A 17,158-nucleotide genomic window follows, 5' to 3' on the forward strand; every position below is an offset into this window, starting at 1 on the left:
TACAATGTCGGGCCCGTTTCCCAACTACGGTTCCCCGGACATGATGGTCCTCGAGGGCGCGCCCGCCCTGTCGCCGTTCCGCCGCGAACGTCTTGAATCCCGCCTGCAGTCCATCGCTCCCTCCCTGCGCATCAGCGGTGCCTGGCACGTCTACTTCGTGCAGCCCGAAGGCAGCGCCGCCCCCGACCTGACCACCCTGTGCCGCATCCTCGAAGCCGCGCCGCAGGCCGAGGCCGTGGCCGACGGCGCGGTCAGCCGCATCGTGGTGCCGCGCCTGGGCACGCTGTCGCCGTGGTCGAGCAAGGCCACCGAACTGGTCCGTGGTGCCGGGCAGCCGGTCAGCCGGGTCGAGCGTGGCCTGCGCATCGACGTGCAGGGGTGGCCGGCCGATGCCGCCGCCCAGCAGGCGCTGGTCAAGGCGCTGCACGACCCGATGACGCAGTCGGTGCTGGAGACCGTGGAACAGGGCCAAGCGCTGTTCTCGGCGCCGGCCCGCGGTGAACTGGAACGCGTGCCGGTGGACCAGCTGGAAGCCGCCAACCAGCGCCTCGGCCTGGCCATGGCCCAGGACGAGATCGACTACCTGCGCGAACGCTTCACCGCGCTCGGCCGCGCGCCGTCCGACGTCGAGCTGATGATGTTCGCGCAGGCCAACTCCGAGCACTGCCGGCACAAGATCTTCAACGCCAGCTGGACCATCGACGGCCAGGAGCAGGACCGCTCGCTGTTCCGGATGATCAAGAACACCCACCAGCAGACCCCGCAGCACACGCTCAGCGCGTACAGCGACAACGCCGCGGTGATCGAAGGCCATCCGGCGTCGCGTTACCGCCCGGATCCGGCCAGCGGCGAATACCGCCGCGAGCCGCAGGTGCCCAGCGCGTTCCAGATCAAGGTTGAAACGCATAACCATCCGACCGCGATCGCGCCGTTCCCGGGTGCATCGACCGGCAACGGTGGCGAGATCCGCGACGAAGGCGCGACCGGCCGCGGCGGCAAGCCGAAGGCGGGCCTGTCCGGGTTCTCGGTCTCGCACCTGCGCATTCCGGAACTGCCGCAGCCGTGGGAAGCGCCGCGCGCGCTGAACCCGCGCATGGCACCGGCGCTGGAAATCATGACCGACGGCCCGCTTGGCGGCGCCGCGTTCAACAACGAGTTCGGCCGCCCGAACCTGCTCGGCTACTTCCGCAGCTTCGAACTGCCGGAAGGCGCCGATCTGGTGCGCGCGTACGACAAGCCGATCATGCTGGCCGGTGGCCTCGGCGCGATCGACCGCGTGCAGGTTGACAAGATCCAGCTGCAGGCCGGTGACGCGGTGATCGTGCTGGGTGGCCCGGCAATGCTGATCGGCCTGGGCGGCGGTGCCGCCAGCTCGGTGGCCTCCGGCGAAAGTGCCGAGGATCTGGACTTCGCCAGCGTGCAGCGCGACAACCCGGAAATGGAACGTCGCTGCCAGGAGGTCATCGACCGCTGCGTGGCGATGGGCGCCAACAACCCGATCAAGTTCTTCCACGACGTCGGTGCCGGTGGCCTGTCCAATGCCATCCCGGAACTGCTGCACGACTCCAAGGTCGGCGGTGTCATCGATCTGGGCAAGGTGCCCACCGATGATCCGTCGCTGTCGCCGATGCAGCTGTGGTGCAACGAGTCGCAGGAACGCTACGTGCTGGGCGTGGCCCACGAGCGCCTGGCCGAGTTCGCCGCACTGTGCGCCCGCGAGCGCTGCCCGTTCGCCGCGGTTGGCGTGGCGACTGCCGAGGAGCACCTGGTGGTGGCCTACGGTGCCGTGCCGGGCCATACCCCGGCCGATGCGCCGATCGACCTGCCGATGGATGTGCTGTTCGGCAAGCCGCCGAAGATGCACCGCGACACCGCGCATCCGCCGGCCCCGCGCTGGCCGGCGCTGAAGACCGGCGGCCTGGACCTGCAGGAAGCCGGCCTTCGCGTGCTCGCGCACCCGACGGTGGCGTCAAAGAACTTCCTGGTCACCATCGGTGACCGCAGCGTCGGTGGCCTGACCGCACGCGAACAGATGGTCGGCCCGTGGCAGCTGCCGGTGGCCGACGTGGCGATCACCCTGGCCGACTTCGACGGCGTGTCCGGTGAAGCGATGTCGATCGGCGAGCGCACCCCGCTGGCCCTGCTCGACGCCGCTGCTTCGGCACGCATGGCGGTGGGCGAAGCGTTGACCAACCTGTGCGCGGCCCCGGTCGATGCGCTGGATGAGATCAAGCTGTCGGCGAACTGGATGGCCGCGGCCGGCCACCCGGGCGAAGACGCGCTGCTGTACGACGCGGTGAAGGCGGTGGGCATGGAACTGTGCCCGCAGCTGGACATCAGCATCCCGGTGGGCAAGGACTCGCTGTCGATGCAGGCGCAGTGGCACGACCAGGGCGAAGCGCACAAGAGCGTGTCGCCGGTGTCACTGGTGATCTCGGCGTTTGCGCCGGTGGCTGACGTGCGCCAGCAGCTGACGCCGCTGCTCGACCGCGACGTGGAAAGCGAGCTGTGGCTGATCGGCCTGGGCGCCGGCAAGCAGCGCCTGGGCGGTTCGATTCTGGCCCAGGTGCATGCCGACCACGGCGAGCTGCCGGCTTTCGCCGGTGCCGCTCCGGACCTGGACGACCCGCAGCGCCTGCGTGGCTTCTTCGAACTGATCCGCGATGCGCGCCAGTCCGGGCTGCTGCTGGCCTACCACGACCGCAGCGACGGCGGTGCCTTCGCTGCGCTGTGCGAAATGGCGTTCACCTCGCGCCTGGGCCTGGACATCACTCTCGATGCCTGGGGCGATGATCCGTTCCGCAGCCTGTTCAACGAAGAGCTGGGCGCGGTGGTGCAGATCGCGCGCGAAGACCGTGCGGCCTTCGCCGACTTGGTTGAGCGCCATGCACTGACCGAATGCGCGCAGCGCATCGCCAAGCCGACCACCGCACCGGTGGTGCGCGTGTCGCTGGGTGGCGAGAACCTGGCCGAGTGGCGCTGGGACGCGCTGTTCGATGCCTGGTGGTCGGTCACCCACGCCATGCAGAAGCGCCGCGACAACCCGGCCAACGCCGACGCCGAGCGCGAGATTGCGCGTTCCTTCACGGCGCCGGGCCTGAAGCCCAAGCTCAGCTTCGACCTCAACGAAGACGTGGCGGCGCCGTTCATCAGCACCGGTGCGCGCCCGCGCGTGGCCGTGCTGCGCGAGCAGGGCGTGAACGGCCAGATTGAAATGGCCAACGCCTTCGAACGTGCCGGCTTCCGCGCCTTCGACGTGCATATGAGCGACCTGATCGAAGGCCGCGTGGCCCTGCAGGACTTCACCGGCCTGGTCGCCTGTGGTGGCTTCAGCTACGGCGACGTGCTCGGTGCCGGCCGTGGCTGGGCCACCTCGATCCTGGAGCGCAGCGCGCTGCGTGATGCCTTCGCTGCGTTCTTCGCCCGCGAGGACAGCTTCGCGCTGGGCGTGTGCAACGGCTGCCAGATGATGAGCCAGCTGAAGGGCATCATCCCCGGTGCCGAGCACTGGCCGCAGTTCCGCCGCAACGCCAGCGAGCAGTTCGAAGCCCGCACTGCGTTGCTGGAAGTGGTGGAATCGCCGTCGATCCTGCTGCGTGGCATGGCCGGCTCGCGCCTGCAGGTGGCGGTGGCGCATGGTGAAGGCCAGGCGGTGTTCGACAACGCCGTCGACCAGGCCGCCGCACGCGTCTCGCTGCGCTACATCGACGGCAATGGCAACGTCGCCAGCCAGTACCCGCTGAACCCGAACGGTTCGCCGGACGGCATCACCGGCCTGACCAGCAGTGACGGCCGCGTCACCATCATGATGCCGCACCCGGAACGCACCCCGCGCGCGCTCAACCTGAGCTGGGCTCCGGCCGAGTGGCAGGGGGACTCGCCGTGGATGCGCATGTTCCGCAACGCGCGGGTGTGGTGCGGCTGATTGCACTGCATCGCGCAGGCCTCAATGCCATCGCGTATGGAAAAACCCGCCGTTGATCGGCGGGTTTTTCTTTGCGCGCTTGAAACTCCAGTCGCGACCGCTAGTTACATGCATTTTCATGCGTCGAGGAATCGTCACGCATGCATAACAAAATCCTTTCATAAACACGTGAAATAGTGATGTGCTTCACGGCAATAGGATTTGCTGTGTCAAAGTCTTGACGATCTGCAAAGTTGCCGTTAACACTTGAACCCCGTTTCAGAATCATTCATTTCGCAGTAACCGCTTGGCGCACGCGCTCGGTTTTCTGTCGCTGCGCGCCGTTCGGCAATACCCCGCAGTAAATCACGCGAATAAACGCCCCCAGGGGACGTTGGGCCGGAAAGCCCAGCGGTGGCGTTGCTTTGCCCAAAACCAGTCCAATCAGGAGCCGTACCGATGAATCGGATTTATCGCAAGGTCTGGAACAAAGCATTGGGTCAGTTGGTGGTGGCCTCGGAACTGGCCTCCTCCGACAGCGGCGGCGGGGTCGTCGACCAGCGCCGCGATGCAACGCAGGCTGCGCCCGCAAGGTTGGCGATGGCACTGGGCCTGGTATTGGGATTGGGCATGAGCGGTATCGCCGCAGCACAGTCGGTGCAGATCGGCGGCAGCGCCACCTGCGTGGCATTCAGCGGCAAGCTGCTCGAAAAGTGCCTGATCGAAGGCTCGGCCACGGCCAAGGGCAGCAACGCGGTGGCGATCGGCAGCAACAGCAGCGCCAGTGCGGCCAACAGCGTAGCGCTGGGCGCCGGCTCCAAGGCCACGCGTGCCAACACGGTGTCCGTGGGTGATACCGGCAAGGAACGGCAGATCACCAATGTTGCCGCAGGCAGCCAGGCCACCGATGCGGTGAACAAGGCGCAGCTGGACGCGCAGGCGCGCGCCACGCAGGCCGCGCTGGCCGATGTCGCCGCAGACGGCAATCGTTATTTCAAGGCCGATGGCGCAGGCGATGACAGCGACGCGGCGAAGATCGACGGGCAGGGCGCAGTCGCGGCCGGTGCCGGCGCACAGTCGCTGGCCAATGCCACCACTGCCATCGGTACCCAGGCCATTGCCGCGGGCCTGGGCGCAAGCGCGTTCGGCCAGGGCGCCTTGGCAATCGGCGATGCCAGCGTGGTGGTCGGGCAGAGCGCTGCGGCCTTCGGTCTCGGCGACACCGCGGTTGGCGCAAGCGCGACCGCCGCCAGCGAGAACGGCGCGGCCACCGCGCTGGGTGCGCTGTCCGAAGCGACTGCCGATGGCGCCACCGCTGTTGGCGGCGGTGCCGTGGCGATGGGCCCGGGCAGCACCGCGCTGGGCCGCGGCGCTACCGCAGCCAACGAAGCATCGATCGCGGTGGGTGCGTTCAGCACCGCCGTCGGTGAATACAGCACCGCGCTGGGTTCGAATTCCGCGGCGGTGGCCACCGGCAGCGTGGCGCTCGGCGCGGGCTCGCTGGCCGACCGCGTCGATACCGTGTCCGTTGGTGCCGCCGAATACGGGCTGACCCGGCAGATCACCAGCGTGGCCGCAGGCACCGAAGACAACGATGCAGTCAATGTCGGTCAGCTGAAGGACGTCGCCGCCGTGGCCGATGCCACCGCCAAGCGCTTCCAGGCCAATGGCAGCAGCAACAGCGATGCCGGTGCACTGGCCGAGGGCGACGAGGCGCTGGCGGCCGGCGAGGCTGCCAATGCCATCGGCAACGGCACCACTGCAGTCGGTGCCGGCGCCACCGCCGTCGCGCAGAACGCCACTGCCGTTGGCAACAACGCGCTGGCCTCGGGCCAGAACAGTGCCGCGTTCGGCAACAACGCGCAGGCCAACGGTCCAGGCAGCGTTGCCGTGGGTGGCGCTGCGGTGGATGCCGATGGCAACCCGCTGATCACCAGCGGCGGCGTGCCGGTGGAAACCGGCGCAACCAGCGCAGGCGTCGGCGGCACTGCGGTCGGCGCCAGTGCCGAAGCCAGTGGTTTTGCGGCGTCGTCCTACGGCGTCGGCGCCTATGCGGCCGGTGCGCAGGCGTCGGCCTTCGGCGCCGTGGCCAATGCCATCGGTGACTACTCCACCGCGCTGGGTACGCAGAGCAACGCGACGGGCACCAGCAGCGTCGCCATCGGTGGTCCGGCTGACCTGATCCCCGGCCTGGGCTTCTTCGTGCAGACTCAGGCCAGTGGCGAAGCCGCCACCGCCGTCGGTGCCGGTGCCATCGCCAGTGGCGACCGTGCCGTGGCCAACGGCAGCCTCAGCGAAGCCTCCGGCGCCGAAGCGACCGCGGTCGGCTACTTCGCCTATGCACCGGGCGAGAACGCCAGTGCCCTGGGCGCGCAGACCTGGGCGAGCGGAGCGCAGAGCACGGCCGTGGGTTACTACGCCACCGCACGCGGCGCGAACAGTGTGGCACTCGGCGCGAATTCCGAAGCGGTGCGCGCCAACAGCGTGGCCGTCGGCAGCGCCGGCAACGAGCGGCAGATCACCAGCGTCGCTGCGGGCAGCGAAGCCACCGATGCGGTGAACAAAGCCCAGCTCGACGCCGTGGCCGGCACTGCCGACACCACCGCGCGTTTCTTCCAGGCACAGCCGGAGGCGGGCAGTGATGCTGGCGCACTGGCTGATGGCGAAGGCTCCATCGCTGTGGGTTCGTCGAGCAATGCGATCGGCGCAGGTGCCATTGCACATGGTGCTGCCGCGTCGGCCATCGGCGATGACAGCGTGGCCGTGGGCCGCAACAGCGCGGCCACCGGTAATGGCGGTGTCGCCATCGGTGGCCTCGGCCAGGCCTACGACGAGTTCAACCAGCCGATCATCGGTGCCGATGGCACGGCGCAGCAGGTGGGCACCACCGCTGTTGCCGATGCCACCGCAGTCGGCAGCGGTGCGCAGGCCACCGGGGCTGCCAGCAGCGCCTTCGGCAACGCGGCCAAGGCCAGTGGTGACAACAGCTTCGCCGCAGGCGGCAAGTCGCGCGCCACCGGCAACTATGCGGTTGCGGTCGGCGACAGCGCATTCGCCAGCAGCGATGACAGCACCGCAGTAGGCGGATACAGCTGGGCCACTGCCAGTGGCGCAGCAGCATTCGGTTCGGGTGCATGGGCCACTGCCACCAATGCCTCGGCGTTCGGCAACGCGGCCTGGGCCAGTGGCAGCGGCGCAACATCCATCGGTTACAACAGCTGGGCCAACGGCGCCAGCTCCACAGCGGTCGGCCGTGGTGCCTTCGGCTATGGCGACAACAGCGTGGCGCTGGGCTTCCAGGCGCTGGGCAACAGCATCAACAGCATCGCCATCGGCACCAACACGGTAGCCGGTGGTGAAAGCGCGATCGCGCTGGGTGCGGGCAGCAATGCCAGCGCCAGCAATACGGTCGCGCTGGGTGCCGGTTCGGTCGCCAACCGCGCGCGCACGGTGTCGGTGGGCAGCGCCGGCAACGAACGCCAGGTCACCAACGTCGCCGCCGGCACCCAGGCCACCGATGCGGTGAACAAGGCGCAGCTGGATGCGGTGGCGACCACGGCCACCACCACCAGCCGCTTCTTCCAGGCCAGCGGCAACGGCGACGACGTAGCCGGTGCATTGGTGGAAGGTGACAACGCACTGGCGGCCGGTGATGCCGCCAACGCCATCGGCAACGGCGCCACCGCACTGGGTAGCGGCGCCAATGCGCTGGCCAGCAACGCACAGGCGCTGGGCTTCAATGCGTTGGCGACCGCAGCCAACGCCAGCGCTGTTGGTGCCAACGCACAGGCCACGGGCGAGTACGCCACCGCGCATGGCGCGGAAAGCGAAGCCAGCGGCGAGCAGAGCGCGGCGTTCGGTGCGGCCAGCATCGCCAGCGGCGCCGGTAGCACTGCCAATGGCGTGCTGTCCGAAGCGTCCGGCGAAGAAGCCGTGGCTGTGGGTTACTTCAGCAATGCCAGCGGTGACGCGGCCACCGCTGTCGGTAGCGAGAGCGTAGCCAGTGGTACGGCGTCGGCGGCCTTCGGTATCGGTGCCGAAGCCAGCGGCGGTTACAGCACCGCCATCGGTGGCTACGCACAGGCCTCGGCGTTCAACGCCACCGCGTTCGGCAACTTCGCCAACGCCTCCGGCTCCAACAGCGTGGCCGTGGGTGGCGACTCGGAAGCGTCCGGCGCCTACAGCACCGCCACCGGCCAGGGCAGCCTGGCCACCGGCACCAACAGTGTCGCCGTTGGCGGCTCGCTGTTCGGTCTGCTGGCCACCGAGGCATCGGGCAACTACTCCACTGCGGTGGGTGGTGGCGCCTGGTCGGGGGGCATCAACAGCACCGCACTGGGCAACGCCGCCGAATCGCGCGGTGCCAACAGCGTGGCGCTGGGTGCGGACTCGATTGCCGACCGCGACAACACCGTGTCGGTGGGCGGCGGCGGCAATACCCGCCAGATCACCAACGTGGCCGACGGCACCCAGGGCAATGATGCGGTCAACAGGAATCAGCTCGATGCCGTAGCCGCGGCAGCGGAAAAGACCAGCCGGCAGTTCCAGGCCAGCGGCAATGCCGATGGTGAAACCGGGGCGCTGGTGGAGGGCGACAACGCGCTGGCCGCAGGTGACGCCGCCAATGCCATCGGCAACGGCGCCACCGCGCTGGGCAGTGGTGCCAATGCGCTCGCGGCCAACGCCACGGCGGTAGGCATCGATGCGCTGGCCACCGGCAGCAACGCGGCTGCCCTGGGCAGCACGGCACAGGCCACCGGCGAAGACAGCCTGGCGCTCGGTACCGGCGCCAGCGCCAGTGAACTGGGCGCCACAGCCACCGGTGCGCGTGCGCAGGCCAGTGGTGCGTACAGCACCGCCAGCGGCGCCGAAGCCAATGCCAGCGGCACCCAGGCACTGGCCAGCGGCTTCCGCAGCGCAGCGTCCGCCGATGGCACTACCGCTGTCGGCGGTTATGCCGAAGCCAGCGGTCGGCTCGGCACGGCACTGGGCTACGGTTCGGCGGCCAGTGGCGCCAACACCACGGCGGTCGGCTTCGGTGCCGCCGCCGCCGGTACCGGTGCAGTAGCGGTCGGTCAGTCCAGCGAAGCCAGTGGCGAAGAAAGCGTGGCGATCGGCGGCAGCACCTTCTTCGGCCTGATCCCGTCGCGTGCCAGTGGCACCGGTGCCGCGGCATTCGGTGCGGGCGCGTGGGCCACCGAAGACTACGCGACCGCCATTGGCTGGAATTCGTGGGCGGCAGGCAGCAGTGCCACCGCGCTGGGTGCCAATGCCACCGCCAACGGCAGCAACAGCGTCGCGCTCGGCGCCGGCTCCAAGGCCGACCGTGACAACACGGTGGCCGTCGGCAAGGCGGGCGGTGAGCGCCAGGTCACCCATGTCGCAGCCGGTACCGAAGCCACCGATGCGGTGAACAAGGGCCAGTTGGATGCAGTCGCCAGCGTCGCCGACAAGACCAGCCGGCAGTTCCAGGCCAGCGGCAATGCCGATGGCGAGGCCGGTGCCCTGGTGGACGGTGACAACGCACTGGCCGCCGGCAACGCGGCCAACGCCATCGGCAACGGCGCCACCGCGCTGGGCAGTGGTGCCAATGCCATGGCCGGCAATGCCACGGCCGTGGGCTTCGATGCGCTGGCCACCGGCAACAATGCGGCGGCGCTCGGCAACGCGGCGCAGGCTGCTGGTGTCGACAGCGTAGCCGTGGGCAGTGGCGCCAGCGCCAGCGAACTCGGCGCCAGTGCTACCGGCGCCGGCGCCCAGGCCAAGGGCGCTTACAGCACTGCCAGCGGCGCGCAGGCCACGGCCAGCGGCACCCAGTCGCAGGCCAGTGGTTTCCGCGCCAATGCTTCGGCCGACGGCGCTTCGGCGCTGGGCAGCTATGCCGAAGCCAGTGGTCGCCTTGGCACTGCAGTGGGTTACGGCAGCAAGGCCACCGGCGCCAATGCCACTGCGGTGGGTGTCAGTGCCAACGCGTCGGCGGCCGGCAGCATCGCACTGGGCGCAGGCTCGGTGGCCGACCGTGCCAACACCGTGTCGGTGGGCAGCAGCACCAGTGATCGTCAGATCACCCGCGTCGCTGCCGGTACCGAGCGCACCGATGCGGTCAATCGCGGCCAGCTTGATGCGGTCGCAGCGACCGCCGATGGCACGGCACGTTACGTCAAGGCCACCGGCGCAGGTATCGCCAGCGCCAGCGGCAGTGATGCCGCCGCGATCGGTTCGGCGGCCAGTGCCAGCGGCGCACGCAGCAATGCGCTGGGCGCCAACGCGATGGCGATCGGCAACGGTGCACTTGCACTGGGCAACAGTGCCGGCGCATCCGGTGCCAACTCGGTGGCGCTGGGTGCAGGCTCGCGTGCGCTCGATGCCAACGTGGTGTCGGTCGGCGGTGGCAATGGCACCGATGGTCCAGCCACGCGCCGCATCGTCAATGTGGCCGATGGCCGCATCGCCGCCGGCAGCAGCGATGCCATCACCGGCTCCCAGCTCAACGTCACCAACCAGCGGGTGGGCGCGGTGGAAACGCGCGTGGGCGATTTCGATTCGCGCATCGCCACCGTGGAAACCACCGCGGCCAGCGCGGTCGGTTACGACGACGCCAGCCGTGACCGCCTGACCCTGTCCGGTTTCCAGGGCACTACCATCGACAACGTCGGTGCCGGCAGCATTGCCGCGGGCAGTCGCCAGGCGATCAACGGCGGCCAGCTGTTCCAGTCGCTCAGCGATGCCGCCAGCTTCCTCGGCGGTGGTGCCAGCGTCGGCATGCAGGGTGTGTTCGTGGCCCCGAACTACGTGATCCAGGGCGCCACCTACAGCAACGTCGGCGATGCGCTCGGCGCGCTGGACCGCAAGGTCAGCGAGATCGACCGCAGAACCGCCGGTGGCTCGCGTGCCGGGACTGCCAACCTGCGCGCGATGAGTGCCTCGCTGGATGAGAGCCCGCTGGCAAGCACCGCTGATGCACCTGCAACGGCCGACGCGGCACCGGCCAGCACCGCGCGTGTGCAGGGCACGCCGACCGCTGCTGCCGCCGGTGCCGGGATTCCGGTTGGCACTCCCGCGACGGGCTTCAATGCCGTCGCCATGGGCGAGGGCGCCGTCGCCAGTGGCGCTTCGTCCACGGCCATCGGCCAGGGCGCCAATGCCACTGCGGCAAATGCCGTGGCGCTGGGCCAGGGCTCGGTTGCCGATCGTGCCAACACGGTCTCGGTGGGCAGTGAAGGCAACGAGCGCCAGGTCACCAATGTGGCGGCGGGTACCACGGCCACCGATGCGGTCAACAAGGGCCAGCTCGACCGTGGCATGGCCACGGCCAACAGCTACACCGACAGCCGCGTCCAGGCCGTCGCCGACAGCTTCGATGTGTTCAAGGGCGAGATCGACGGACGCCTGCGCCACATGGATCGCCGCATCGACCGCCAGGGTGCGATGAGCGCGGCGATGCTCAACATGGCCACCAGTGCCGCCGGTATCCGCACCCAGAACCGGGTCGGCGTCGGCATTGGTTTCCAGGGCGGCGAGTCGGCGTTGTCGCTGGGCTACCAGCGTGCGATCAGCGATCGCGCCACGGTGACCTTCGGCGGTGCTTTCAGCAGCGACGACAGCTCGGTTGGCGTCGGTGCCGGCTTCGGCTGGTAAGCCACTCCATCGCGCCGGCGGCCACCCACGCCGGCGCAGCACCTGCAATGAGGGCCTGGGGGGAGGTCACGGCAATCCCGGCTGGGCCGGCCGGGAGTCGTCAAGGAATGATGGCCGCAGTGTTGGTTCGATCCATGACCCAGAAGAGGAATTCGACGTGATCAAGAAGCAGAACCTTCGCATCAATGTGCTTGCCGCCGCCGTGCTGTCGATGACGGCCGTCGGTGCCGTCCACGCCGCCGGCCTGCCGACCCGCGAACCGGTGCGCCAGGCCAGCACCGCCCAGCCGGGCGCCGAGCGCATCATCGTCAAGTACCGGGCCGGCGCTGCCGCCGCCACCGACCGCTCGGCGAAGCTGTCCACCGTGCAGTCGGCGCTGACCCGGGCCAGCCTCTCCGGCGGTACCTCACGTGCCAGTACCCTCGGCCCGCAGGTGGTACGCAAGCTCGCTACCGGTGCGGACCTGATCCGCGTGCAGGGCCGCCTGGCCCCGGCCGAACTGCAGCGTGTGCTGAAGGAACTGCAGGCCGACCCGTCGGTGCAGTACGCCGAAGCCGACGTCAAGCTGCGCCGCACCGAGCTGCGTGCCGGCAACGTACAGCCGGCGCTGGTGCCGAACGATCCCTTCTACCAGCAGAACCAGTGGCACCTGCACAACGCCGTCGGCGGCATCAACGCACCGGCGGCATGGGATGTCTCGCAGGGTGAGGGCATCGTGGTGGCGGTGATCGATACCGGCATCCTGCCGCAGCATCCGGACCTGGTCGGCAACCTGCTGGAAGGTTACGACTTCATCAGCGATGCGGAGACCTCGCGGCGCCCGACCAACGATCGTGTGCCGGGTGCGCAGGACTACGGTGACTGGGTCGAGAACGACAACGAGTGCTATGACGGCTCGCTGGCCGAGGACAGTTCCTGGCACGGCACCCACGTCGCTGGCACCGTGGCCGAGCAGACCAACAACGGCGTCGGCATGGCCGGTGTCGCCTACAAGGCCAAGGTGCTGCCGGTACGTGTGCTGGGCAAGTGCGGCGGTTACCTGTCCGACATCGCCGACGCGGTGGTCTGGGCATCGGGTGGCACGGTGACCGGTATTCCGGCCAACACCAATCCGGCCGAGATCATCAACATGAGCCTGGGCGGCAGCGGTACCTGCGGCAGCACCTACCAGGACGCCATCAATGGCGCGATCTCGCGTGGCACCACCGTGGTGGTCGCGGCGGGCAATGAAGCCGACAACGCATCCAAGTACCGTCCGGCCAGCTGCGAAGGCGTGGTGACCGTGGGTGCCACGCGCATCACCGGCGGCATCACCTACTACTCCAACTACGGCACCCGCGTGGACCTGTCCGGTCCGGGTGGCGGCGGCAGTGTCGACGGCAACCCGGGTGGCTACATCTGGCAGACCGGCTCCAATGCGGCCACCACGCCGGAATCGGGCACGCCGGGTTACATGGGCATGGGCGGTACCTCGATGGCTTCGCCGCATGTGGCCGCCGTTGCCGCACTGGTGCAGAGCGCGCTGATCGCCAAGGGCAAGGATCCGTTGACCCCGGCCGCGATGCGTACCCTGCTGAAGGAAACCGCACGTCCGTTCCCGGTCGCCATCCCGGCGGCCACCCCGATCGGTACCGGCATCCTCGACGCCAAGGCTGCGCTGGCCAAGGCACTGGAAGAACCGTGCACCGAGAACTGCGGGCCGGTGGCCACACCGCTGACCAACAAGGCCGCCGTCGGTGGCCTGTCCGGTGCGGCCGGCAGCAGCAAGCTCTACAGCTTCGAAGCGGCTGCCGGCAAGCAGTTCAGCGTGATCACCTACGGTGGCACCGGCAACGTTTCGGTCTACGTGGCTGAAGGCCGTGAGCCCAGTGCCAGCGACAACGACGCCAAGTCGACCCGTCCGGGCACCTCCGAGACGGTGCGGGTGACCAAGCCGGTGGCGGCCACCTACTACATCAAGGTGGTGGGTGAAGCGGCCTACAACGGGGTGAGCATTCTCGCCACGCAGTAAGCTTGAACTGTCGTAGTTGAATGGCCGAAGCCCGTCATCCCATGTGACGGGCTTCGTCTTTTTACGAAAGGTGGCGCAGGGGCGGCGGAAATCATGGCTTAACTGTTAAAGTCGAGCCGATTGACAGGAGAGTCATGTGAACGCGCTTGCTGCTACCGCCGCTGCCGACGACGCTGAAGGCCGCATCCTGGATGCGCTGCTGGCGCGCGGCCGGCTGAAGGAAGGCGATCTGGCACGTGCGCGGCCGCTGCACGCAGAGGCCGGCGGTAGCCTGCTGGGCCTGCTGGTGCGGCTGGGGCTGGTGTCCGAGCGTGACCAGGCCCAGGCCAGCGCCGAAGTGCTGGGGCTGCCGCTGCTGGAAGGCAAACAGCTGCCGGAAGCACCGCCACAAGGGCTGGCGGAAGGCTTGCCGTTGTCGCTGCGCTTCCTCAAGCAGTTCCATGTCTGCCCGCTGGCGCTGGATGAACAGGGGGTCCGGCTGTGGCTGGCCGATGCCCATGATCCTTATCCGCAGCAGGCCGTGCAGCTGGCACTGGGTGTACCGGTGACACCGGTGCTGGGCATGCGCGCAGAAATTGATGACCTGGTCGAACGCTGGTTCGGCCAGGGCCGCAGCGCGATGGGCGCGATCGTCGAAACCGCCGATGGCGAGGGCGGTGTGGTCGATGACATCGAGCATCTGCGTGACCTCGCCTCGGAAGCGCCGGTGATCCGCCTGGTCAACCTGGTGATCCAGCGTGCAGTGGAGCTGCGCGCTTCGGACATCCATGTCGAACCGTTCGAAAGCCGGTTGAAGGTGCGTTACCGCGTCGATGGCGTGCTGGTGGAAGGCGAAAGCCCGCCGGCCAACCTCACTGCTGCGGTGATCAGCCGCATCAAGATCATGGCCCGGCTCAACATCGCCGAGCGCCGCCTGCCGCAGGACGGCCGCATCATGCTGCGCGTGCAGGGCAAGGAGCTGGACCTGCGCGTGAGCACGGTGCCGACCGCGCACGGCGAAAGCGTGGTGATGCGATTGCTGGACCGCGAAACGGTGGTGTTCGATTTCCATCGTCTCGGTTTCACTGACGCCTTCCTGCCGCAGTTCCGCAAGGTGCTGGAACAGCCGCACGGCATCCTGCTGGTGACCGGCCCGACCGGTTCAGGCAAGACCACCACGCTGTACACCGCGCTGAGCCAGCTGAACACTGCCGACGTCAAGATCATCACGGTCGAAGACCCGGTGGAATACCAGATCGAAGGCATCAACCAGATCCAGGCCAAGCCGCAGATCGGCCTGGACTTCGCCAACGCCCTGCGCAGCATCGTGCGCCAGGACCCGGACATCATCATGATCGGCGAAATGCGCGACCTGGAAACCGCGCGCATCGCGATCCAGTCGGCGCTGACCGGCCACCTGGTGCTGTCCACCCTGCATACCAACAACGCAGCCGGCGGCATCACCCGCCTGCTCGACATGGGCGTGGAAGACTACCTGCTTACCTCCACCATCAACGGCATCCTGGCCCAGCGCCTGGTGCGTCGGCTGGAGCCGACCCATGCCGAGCGCTATGAAGCCTCGCCGGAGGAGATCGAACGCTTCGAGCTGCGCCGCCTGCAGCCGGAAGGACCGATCCACCTGTACCGCCCGAAGCCCTCCGCGCTGGCGCCGACCGGTTACCTCGGCCGGACCACCATCATGGAATTCCTGGTGATGAACGACGCGCTGCGGCGCGCGGTGATGCGCCGCGACGGCATGGGCGAGATCGAACGCATTGCCCGCGAAGCCGGTATGCGCACGATGTACGAAGATGGTCTGTCCAAGGCCCTCAGTGGTCAGACGACCATCGAGGAAGTGCTGCGTGTCACCGAGGAAAGCTGATGCGCGCAGGACGCCGGGGCTGACATGCCGACCTACCGTTACAAGGCACTGAATCCGCACGGCGAGATCTTCGACGGGCAGATGGAAGCGGCCAGCGAGGCCGAGCTGGTCGCGCGCCTGCAGGACCAGGGCCATCTGCCGATGGAGACCCAGCTGGCCGATGGCGGTGCGATCGGTGGCAGTACCTGGCGCAACCTGTTCCGCCAACGGCCGCTGCAGGGTGCGGCATTGCTGCAGTTCACCCAGCAGCTGGCGACACTGCTCGGTGCAGGCCAGCCGCTGGATCGCGCGCTGTCGATCCTGCTCGGGTTGCCCGAAGACGAACGCTCGCGCCGCGCGATCACCGACATCCGCGATGTGGTGCGCGGTGGCGCGCCGCTGTCGACCGCACTGGAGCGCCAGCATGGGTTGTTCTCGCGCCTGTACGTGAACATGGTGCGGGCCGGTGAAGCCGGCGGCAGCCTGCACGAAACCCTGCAGCGCCTGGCCGACTACCTCGAACGCAGCCGCGCGTTGCAGGGCAAGGTGATCAACGCGCTGGTGTACCCGGCCATCCTGCTGGTGGTGGTGGGTGGCGCGCTGCTGTTCCTGCTCGGCTACGTGGTGCCGCAGTTCGCGCAGATGTACGAAAGCCTGGATGTGGCGCTGCCGTGGTTCACCAACGCGGTGCTGCAGCTGGGCCTGTTCGTGCGCGACTGGTGGGTGTTGCTGCTGGTGGTGCCAGGGATACTTGCGCTGTTCTTCGAACGCAAGGCGCGGCAACCGGCCTTCCGGCTGGCGCTGGATGGCTGGCTGCTGCAGCGTCGCGGCATCGGCCGCCTGCTCGGCGAACTGGAAACCGCGCGGCTGGCCCGCACGCTGGGCACCCTGCTGCGCAATGGCGTGCCGTTGCTGGGTGCCTTGGGCATCGCCCGCAACGTGCTGGGCAACCGCGCGCTGGCCGCCGATGTGGAAGCCGCCGCGGATGAAGTGAAGAACGGTACCGGCCTGTCGCTGGCGCTGTCGCGCGGCAAGCGTTTCCCGCGCCTGGCGCTGCAGATGATCCAGGTCGGCGAGGAATCCGGTGCACTCGATACCATGCTGCTGAAAGCCGCCGATACCTTCGAACAGGACAGCGCCCGGCGCATCGACCGCCTGCTGGCGGCGATGGTGCCGGCGATCACCCTGGTGCTGGCCTCGGTGGTCGGTGCGGTGATCGTTGCCGTGCTGGTACCGCTGTACGACCTGACCAATGCCATCGGTTGACGATGGATCCCTACGCAACCCCGACACTCCGCAACTGAAAGGACCGACCATGATTGCTTCCCGTCGACCGATCCGCCTTTCCTTCACCGCCGCGCGCAACCAGTCGGGCATGAGCCTGCTGGAAATCATCATCGTCATCGTGCTGATCGGTGCGGTGCTGACCCTGGTCGCCAGCCGCGTGCTGGGCGGCGCCGATCGCGGCAAGGCCAACATCGCCAAGGCGCAGGTGCAGACCGTTGCGTCCAAGGTCGACAACTACCAGATCGATACCGGCAAGCTGCCCGGCTCGCTCAACGATCTGGTGACCGCACCGGCGGGTGTCGGTGGCTGGCTGGGGCCGTATGCCAAGCCGGCTGACCTGAACGACCCGTGGGGCCACGCGCTGGAGTACCGTGCGCCGGGCGAAGGCCAGCCGTACGAGCTGATCAGCCTCGGCAAGGATGGCAAGGCCGGCGGCAGCAGCGTCGATGCCGACATCCGCTACCAGCCGTAATCCTGC

The 17,158-nt window shown here is 68.4% G+C and carries 6 protein-coding genes; all 6 read left to right on the plus strand.

Annotated features, from left to right (window positions below; all coding sequences use genetic code 11):
- The first annotated feature begins 40 nt into the window (after nucleotides 1-40).
- The 6 genes from purL (at nucleotide 41) to gspG (ending at nucleotide 17,152) form a co-directional block, all read left to right on the plus strand.
- A complete protein-coding gene (gene purL, locus MG068_RS02750) occupies nucleotides 41-3,925 on the plus strand; it encodes a phosphoribosylformylglycinamidine synthase (RefSeq protein WP_132809152.1) in 3,885 nt (1,294 codons plus the stop codon).
- Nucleotides 3,926-4,363: 438 nt separating this feature from the next.
- Nucleotides 4,364-11,542: an ESPR-type extended signal peptide-containing protein gene (locus tag MG068_RS02755; RefSeq protein ID WP_132809154.1), complete on the plus strand. Its 7,179-nt coding sequence runs from the start codon at nucleotides 4,364-4,366 to the stop codon at nucleotides 11,540-11,542.
- A 157-nt stretch (nucleotides 11,543-11,699) separates the two neighbouring features.
- A complete protein-coding gene (locus tag MG068_RS02760) occupies nucleotides 11,700-13,553 on the plus strand; it encodes a S8 family peptidase (protein WP_032130135.1) in 1,854 nt (617 codons plus the stop codon).
- Nucleotides 13,554-13,689: 136 nt separating this feature from the next.
- On the plus strand, nucleotides 13,690-15,414 hold the full coding sequence (gene gspE / locus MG068_RS02765) for a type II secretion system ATPase GspE (protein WP_132809156.1): 1,725 nt from the start codon (nucleotides 13,690-13,692) through the stop codon (nucleotides 15,412-15,414).
- A 24-nt stretch (nucleotides 15,415-15,438) separates the two neighbouring features.
- On the plus strand, nucleotides 15,439-16,659 hold the full coding sequence (gene xpsF / locus MG068_RS02770) for a type II secretion system protein XpsF (protein ID WP_032130133.1): 1,221 nt from the start codon (nucleotides 15,439-15,441) through the stop codon (nucleotides 16,657-16,659).
- A gap of 49 nt (nucleotides 16,660-16,708) precedes the next feature.
- The gene (gspG, locus tag MG068_RS02775) at nucleotides 16,709-17,152 is read left to right on the plus strand and encodes a type II secretion system major pseudopilin GspG (protein ID WP_004142831.1); all 444 of its coding nucleotides are present in this window, start codon (nucleotides 16,709-16,711) and stop codon (nucleotides 17,150-17,152) included.
- Nucleotides 17,153-17,158 lie beyond the last annotated feature (6 nt).

Origin of the sequence: Stenotrophomonas sp. ASS1, from assembly GCF_004346925.1 — a bacterium.
Taxonomy (GTDB): Bacteria; Pseudomonadota; Gammaproteobacteria; order Xanthomonadales; family Xanthomonadaceae; genus Stenotrophomonas; species Stenotrophomonas maltophilia_A.